Source organism: Vibrio sp. YT-17 (assembly GCF_033337375.1).
Taxonomy (GTDB): domain Bacteria; phylum Pseudomonadota; class Gammaproteobacteria; order Enterobacterales; family Vibrionaceae; genus Vibrio; species Vibrio alginolyticus.
This window is the reverse complement of sequence record NZ_JAWOQP010000078.1, coordinates 1-1522: the sequence shown is the minus strand read 5'-3', so window position 1 is coordinate 1522 and position 1522 is coordinate 1. Positions and strand designations below refer to the sequence as shown.

Here is a 1522-nt window from a genome sequence, read left to right as displayed (position 1 = left end):
TCGCGCCAACAACAGTACCAAGAAGAACTCGAGAAAGAAGAGTTTCGCACAGTCGATAGTAGCTCAAGGTTCATCTTGCGCATTAAACCAAGTACGGATACCCCAAGTACGCAGCCTCATTCATCACAATCTCCAATGCCGATTGACGATCATGCCATGCTTCAATCGCGTTTTGAGCGTGCGCTCAAGGAAAACCCAGACCAAACCAAACCACAGCCAAATGACGCCAATAATCAAGCGACTTTAGAAGCTAAAAAACCGTTTACTGAAAATTACTCAGAGCGCTCTCTTGCGTCACTGCATTCGACAGGTAGCAACCAGCGTAAGACGGCTGAGAAATCTGCTTTTGCTCAAAATAATGACGTCGTCACAGAAAATATAAACAACGAATCAGATACGTCGTCACCTATCGCTCTGAACACCCAATACAAAACGCCAAGCGATATGGACGCACACATGAAATCTGACATTCGAATTCCTACTACCGGTGATAAGAAACTACCAATGGAGCCTTCGAATAAGCGTGAGAAAAACGCTGACGAGCAAGACGCATTTGAACGCTTGGCCGAAGATCATGATGATTCTAAAACCGAACTCGCGGCTGCTAAAACAGCAGAGTTACACGAGTCGACACAGTCGCCGAAAGATACTAAGCACATTCCTACTGCGGGAACGAAGCCGGACACAATTGAAACGGTATCCGACACTTTAGCGTCGACATTAGCATCAACAACCGTTGCGTCTGCGACTTCTGCGTCACTCGCCTCTCATCCTGTCACTTCAGCTGTGCACAAAACTGCAACTAAAACTGAAGTAAACAAGCATGAGGGTGACTCATCACTTGGCTTTAATTCGCGCAATTTGAAAACACCGATCCCGAATGATGAACATCCCAAAGCGAGCAAGGGTGAGCGCACGTTGCTAGATAGAGCCATGTTGGATTCAGAAAAAAGCAGTGACAAGCCGATGCATCAACCAGTCACAACACCGATTACTCAAGGCGATGTGATTTTGAAAGGCATCTCGACCCCACAACCTACTCAACCAACTCGTGAAGTCAGCCAACTGATTCAGCAATTGGTGGATAAAGTGTACGTGGCGCTACCAACAGCATCGAATGAGAAAGAAGTACGATTGTTTCTGAGTGAGGGCCAACTCAAAGGTGGCGAAATCCACATCGAGTTAGATTCGCAAGGTGATAACGTGACGATGCGACAAGAGCATGCGCTGTCCATCATCAATCAACAAGCAAGGCAAGATCTGGCAGAACGTTTAAACCGCATGGGCTTTGAACAGCCTTTGCGCGTATCGATCAGCGAGCAGACGTCGCAACACGGTCACACACAGCAAGATCAACAACAATCACGCCAACAACGTAGCGTTTATGAAGAATGGCAACCCGAGGCGGATCAATGAAATTAACCATCCCAACAGTCGATGCCGAGAGCATTGCGCTGACCAATCAGCTCTGCGCTAAACAATGCCACTTTCAAGGACGTGACGAGCACAGCATCTCAATAAC

Annotated in this window: 1 protein-coding gene and 1 pseudogene; both read left to right on the top strand. The window is 47.3% G+C overall.

The genetic code is table 11. The features are described from left to right. Window positions 1-75 precede the first annotated feature (75 nt). Window positions 76-1416, top strand: a complete 1341-nt coding sequence (gene vscP, locus R7F67_RS23965) for a type III secretion system needle length determinant VscP (RefSeq protein WP_318057428.1) — start codon at window positions 76-78, stop codon at window positions 1414-1416. Further along, window positions 1392-1522: pseudogene (locus R7F67_RS23960) on the top strand (YscQ/HrcQ family type III secretion apparatus protein); the annotation flags it as partial. The gene vscP and the pseudogene R7F67_RS23960, both read left to right, overlap by 25 nt.